The sequence below is a fragment of the Sporolactobacillus vineae DSM 21990 = SL153 genome, from assembly GCF_000377985.1.
Lineage (GTDB): Bacteria > Bacillota > Bacilli > Bacillales > Sporolactobacillaceae > Sporolactobacillus > Sporolactobacillus vineae.
On the sequence record NZ_KB899076.1, the window covers coordinates 1 to 4,797 of the forward strand.

The following is a 4,797-nucleotide window of genomic DNA, read 5'->3' on the forward strand; positions in this document are numbered from 1 at the left end:
CCTCGTAGCAGACCCGGAGTTGCTCGGGTTTTCCTAACCGCTTCATTTGTCGGAGTATTGCCGAAGCCTGATTAGGCATCATCCCGATATAATCCGGCTGGCGCCGGCCTTCCGGAGCGACCGCCATGGCAATCTTATCCTTAGAAACATCCAAACCGACGTAAATTATGTTATGATTCATTATGCTAGCTCCCTTCGCGTTGTGGCTCTGTTTGAAGTCCTTGATGCATTTTTATTGTACTTCAATCAACCCACGTTGCTGCGATAGTGGGGCTAGTTTCGTTCATTATAACTTTAGTACGATTAGGAGCAACTTTTCGCTAAATAGGAGCAACTTTTACCCGATTAGGAGCAACTTGATCGCCGTCGCGGTGTTGTTTAACGCGAAGTCCGCTGACGGAACAATGTATAATGCTGATGAAAAAATTCGTGTGGAGGCGCTAAGTAGTATCGTCCAATTCCGTGGCCGTTTCCGCCCTGATTTAATTGCATTTGCTTAAGTATTCGGGACACAAGATAGCGGTTGTCAATGCATAAGAACTGTTGGCATTGTGTATTGGTCATCGTCGGTCCGAACAGCAGAAAATAATCAAGCACAGCTGATATATGATCATCTTTTGCTTTCCGGCCGCAACTGGCGCAGAACCAGTGGCCATAGTGCCTCTCAAGATGAAATGTGCGGCAGATCGGACAGCAAATTCCGCGGAAGATCTCATTCGCTGCGACATTGAAACGGGTGAGTGCGTCGCCTGTTGCTTCCTGATGCTCGGTTAGCAGCATCATGCCGATTCGTTGAAGTTGCGTGTCATCTGCCCAGTTCGATGTGTGCCTGACAAGAAGCTGAGCAAGCCTTGTCTCCAGTTGCTCGGCATGACAGACGACGCTGCCGATCTGAGTGTCTTTGCCGGAAGTGCTGAGCACTGTCGAAGCATGTGCGATAACAACCAGATAACTGACAGGCGGCAGCGGGAGATGACGAGCGGTAAACCATTTTAGCAGCATTCGGCGTTGCCGGTCGGCCTGAAGCAGCGGATTGGCAAACCCTTCGTGACGGTTTCCGCTGATACGAATCAGTTGTTTAAAAACCGGATCGAATTGGAGGGTGCCGGTAAAATTTTTCACCTCGGCAATGACCACCAGCTGCGGTGTCAGAATCATTAAATCAATTTCAAAGATCTGTTCGTCGAATGTCAGCCGCACATTATGCAGCTGATAAGAATGTTGCAGCGATGATTGGTCAAGATGATAAGCTGCCTGCTGTTCACCGTGCCAACCGGCCAGCCGTCTTAAAAATTCCTGTTCGATTACAGCATACTGTTTGTGCCCACTCGGCAGCCGCCCGATTAATGCGGAAGCGGCAAGCAGTCTTTTCGGGACAAGCAGCTCTTTCAGTATCATAATAAGCCAGTCCTTTCAATGAAAAAATAGCTAATTCTATTCCTATTCGCCGATCCGGTCAGAAAGCCCTGCCTAATATCAAAAAAACAAAGATACTGTCAAATAATGATGGAGCAGCACCTGGCAAGAACTATTGATATGATTAGCGATTAGGGGCAACTTTTCGCTAAATAGGAGCAACTTTTGCCCGATTAAGATCAACTTTCTTACGATTAGGATCAACTTCTGCCCGATTAGGATCAAGTCTCTGATTCTCATCGTCTACAAAATTTCGAGATACTCATTTTCCCCGCTCAGCCACATGACGCTTTCGGTCTGGATTCATGCGGGCCAGAAGTGATGCATAGATCGGCGCACCGCCGAGTAAATCTACGACGAGATAGGCCGTAAGCGACACAATGGCAAGCGGCATCAGATGTTCCAGCGAACCCACCATCTCTGTAATGAGAATCATCGCGGTGAAAGGAGCCTTGCTGATCCCGGCAAAATAGCCCGCCATGGAAAAGATGATCAGATTCATGATATAGATATGAGGCAGCAGCCCGATTCCGGACATCACGGTGCCGTAGATCGCGCCAATTAACGCGCCGAGAGACAGAATCGGTAGAAAGATCCCCCCAGGCAGACCGGATCCATAGGAAATCATTGAAAAACTAAAACGAAGTGCGAACAATCCCAGCAATACGGTCAGCCCAGGTGTTACGTCCCCTAATCCGAGAATGATCGTATTTCCTCCGCCTAGTGTCTGCGGCCAGAGAATACCGATCGGAATCACAAGAAGAAGGGGAACCAGACCATGAAAATACCGGGGCAATTTCACTAAACGGGCATACCACCCCGGCATCGCCAGAGTCATCTTCTGATAAAGGAAGCCAAAGAGGCCGAGTATCATCCCTAACAAAACAAGATTCCAGTATAGATAAAGCGGCAGGCTCTGTGCATAACGGATGTGCAACACCGGAACCAGCCCAAAGAAATTCGATGAAATAAAATCTGAGCCGATGGCCCCTGCTAGAGAAGCCATCCAGATGAGCGGTGAAAAGTTATGATATACTTCTTCCAATACAAAAAGTGTGCCGGCAATTGGGGCATTGAACGCCGCAGACAATCCGGCAGCAGCACCACTGGCAATCAGTATACGTCGCGGCATCCCTTTATTACCGAATCCACGGGCTATGCCCTGTCCGACAGCCGCGCCAAGCTGGATGGACGGACCCTCACGTCCCAGAAAAAGACCGGCTCCGATGCCGAGAACGCCCGTGACAAACTTGCGCCAGAGAACCTGCCAGCCGTTCATCTCCAGATCACCCGCCAGCTGTCCTTCTACCTGAGGAATACCGGAACCCATGATTTTCGGTTCCGACCGGACAAGCAGGCCAATGATTAATGTCAGAGCCAGACTCAGCAGAACGGCAACGGTAAGCAGCAGGGGATGTTCCGGAATCAATCGGTACAGCTTGACCCAAAGATGCAGGGATCCTTCAATGAGGATGCGAAACAGACTGACCACGAATCCAGTCAGAATGCCGACAAGAAGGCCTTTCAATAAGTAGGATAAACGTACCCCACGGATCACCGATTTATGTTTTCTCTGTACCAACAGTTAGTCCCGCCCTCTCCATATAACTAAAACAACAACAAAAAGTATACACCAGAAATACAAATTGCTGGCGCGGTATTCGCTCAACATTCATTCAGACAAACCCTTCCATTGCCGTTTGACCCACTGCAATTTTTATACCTGCCGACACGAGTTCAGCGCTCTCGTACCTTTGGGTTGAAATGGATGGCGCTAATAATTTTAATCGTAACAGTATGTTGACTGTCATAGTAATATGGCATATGATAATGCTGTGAGGCGATGATATGGGCAAGAACAAAATCACATCCGACCTGCTACGCGGGAATACCGATACGATGATCTTACGGCTCTTATCCGAAGCGGACCACTACGGCTATGAAATCGTCAAGCTGATTGCCGAACGCTCAGGGGGCGAATATGAACTGAAGGAAGCGACGATGTATTCGAGCGTCCGGCGGCTTGAAGCAGACGGCGATATCGAGTGGTACTGGGGCGATGAATCTCAGGGCGGACGACGCAAGTATTTTCGGATTACTGCCAAGGGTAAGGCCACTTACACTGCCAACAAAACCAATTGGGTATACGCCAAACGCGTACTCGACAAATTATTGTGAGGAGATTTTTCCATGAACGAAAAATTAGATCAGTATTTGACGACTATTTTTGCCCCCTATGAGGCTGTGAAGAGTGTTGCAGAATTAAAGGCCGACCTGCTCGCTGATTTGCAGGAGCGGTACCGTGAACTGAAGGCTGAGGGCAAAGATGATGACACCGCTTTTCAAATGACGGTCGACAGCATCGGCGACATTGAACAGACACTTCAGGAGGTGGCCGATCAGTCCCGCTCACAGAAACAGCAGCCTGTCATCAATTTCAATGCGAGCAACTTGCCGGAGAGCGACTTTGCAGGCGTTACCGCGCAAAATAGAAGTTTTAAATCAAGTGCGCTGCGCGGTTCCGACTTTTCCGGTGCGGATCTGACCGGCAGTACATTTGCTACCAGTGATATACGCGAGGCTAATTTTGACGGAGCCAACCTGACCGACTGCAAATTTTCAGTCTCAGACCTCCGGGATACAAGTTTCCGTCGGTCCGTTCTTGTCCGCACGCACTTCAATACGTCGGATCTGACGGGCACAAAATTTGCAGATGTACCGTTTACCGACGTCACTCTGACGATGATCGATCTTAAAAAGAGCACTTTTGAAAGATGCTCCTTTAACGGCGTCGCCTTCAAATATACCGATCTGTCGGGAATGCGTCTTGACGGCCTGACCTTTGTCAATGTCACGTTTAACAATGCGGGGCTGAAAAACGTTTCATTTAAAGGCGCGATCCTTAAAAATGTGTCTTTTCTTGCCAAATTCAGTATCACAAATAAATTTTACCGGGCCATCAAGACTGCTGATTTTGACGGCGCACGGATAGATAAACTGACCTATGCCGCGCTTAAAGGTATGGGCGCGGATGTATCCAGGGCCACTGTGCTTTAAGCCTAGTGGTAATATGTCAAGACCCTAAAAATGGGGAATTGGAAATTTTTCAAAGCCTTTATCCAAAAACGCTTAAAAAAGCGTACACAAATCAAGCTCTACAATGATTAACAAAAATTACCATATGGTGTAGAGCCGTCATCGAAGGGATGTGATAAAAACCGTGGGACTCACGTCCTCCCTTCAGGGGGTGTGTACAATTGGTTGGTGCTTAGTAGCGAATACACCAACCGTACCAGTTTTCTTGCGGTTAAGACGAGTGCGCGTTTATGTTGATGCCGAGTCACTTCTCTGTACTTCTTCTGGTAAAAAGCCTGATAGTCT

At 48.3% G+C, this 4,797-nt stretch carries 4 protein-coding genes and 2 pseudogenes; 2 read left to right on the forward strand and 4 right to left on the reverse strand.

The annotated features are described in order from the left end of the window. The 3 genes and pseudogenes from D889_RS15140 to D889_RS15145 all read right to left on the reverse strand — a co-directional run. Window positions 1-181: pseudogene (locus D889_RS15140) on the reverse strand (IS110 family RNA-guided transposase); the annotation flags it as partial. A 197-nt stretch (window positions 182-378) separates the two neighbouring features. Next, window positions 379-1,398, reverse strand: coding sequence for a nuclease-related domain-containing protein (locus tag D889_RS0114650; RefSeq protein WP_010632932.1), 1,020 nt, complete (start codon window positions 1,396-1,398; stop codon window positions 379-381). A 280-nt stretch (window positions 1,399-1,678) separates the two neighbouring features. Then, window positions 1,679-2,998, reverse strand: coding sequence for a ClC family H(+)/Cl(-) exchange transporter (locus tag D889_RS15145; RefSeq protein ID WP_010632933.1), 1,320 nt, complete (start codon window positions 2,996-2,998; stop codon window positions 1,679-1,681). 266 nt (window positions 2,999-3,264) lie between these two features. Here D889_RS15145 and D889_RS0114660 point away from each other — a divergent pair, with 266 nt between their 5' ends. Both D889_RS0114660 and D889_RS0114665 read left to right on the forward strand, forming a co-directional pair. Further along, a complete protein-coding gene (locus tag D889_RS0114660; RefSeq protein WP_010632934.1) occupies window positions 3,265-3,594 on the forward strand; it encodes a PadR family transcriptional regulator in 330 nt (109 codons plus the stop codon). A gap of 12 nt (window positions 3,595-3,606) precedes the next feature. Further along, entirely contained in the window at window positions 3,607-4,473 is an 867-nt protein-coding gene (locus D889_RS0114665; protein ID WP_010632935.1) for a pentapeptide repeat-containing protein, read from the forward strand. A gap of 170 nt (window positions 4,474-4,643) precedes the next feature. Here D889_RS0114665 and D889_RS15715 read toward each other — a convergent pair. Then, window positions 4,644-4,797, reverse strand: a pseudogene (locus D889_RS15715) (IS110 family RNA-guided transposase); the annotation flags it as partial.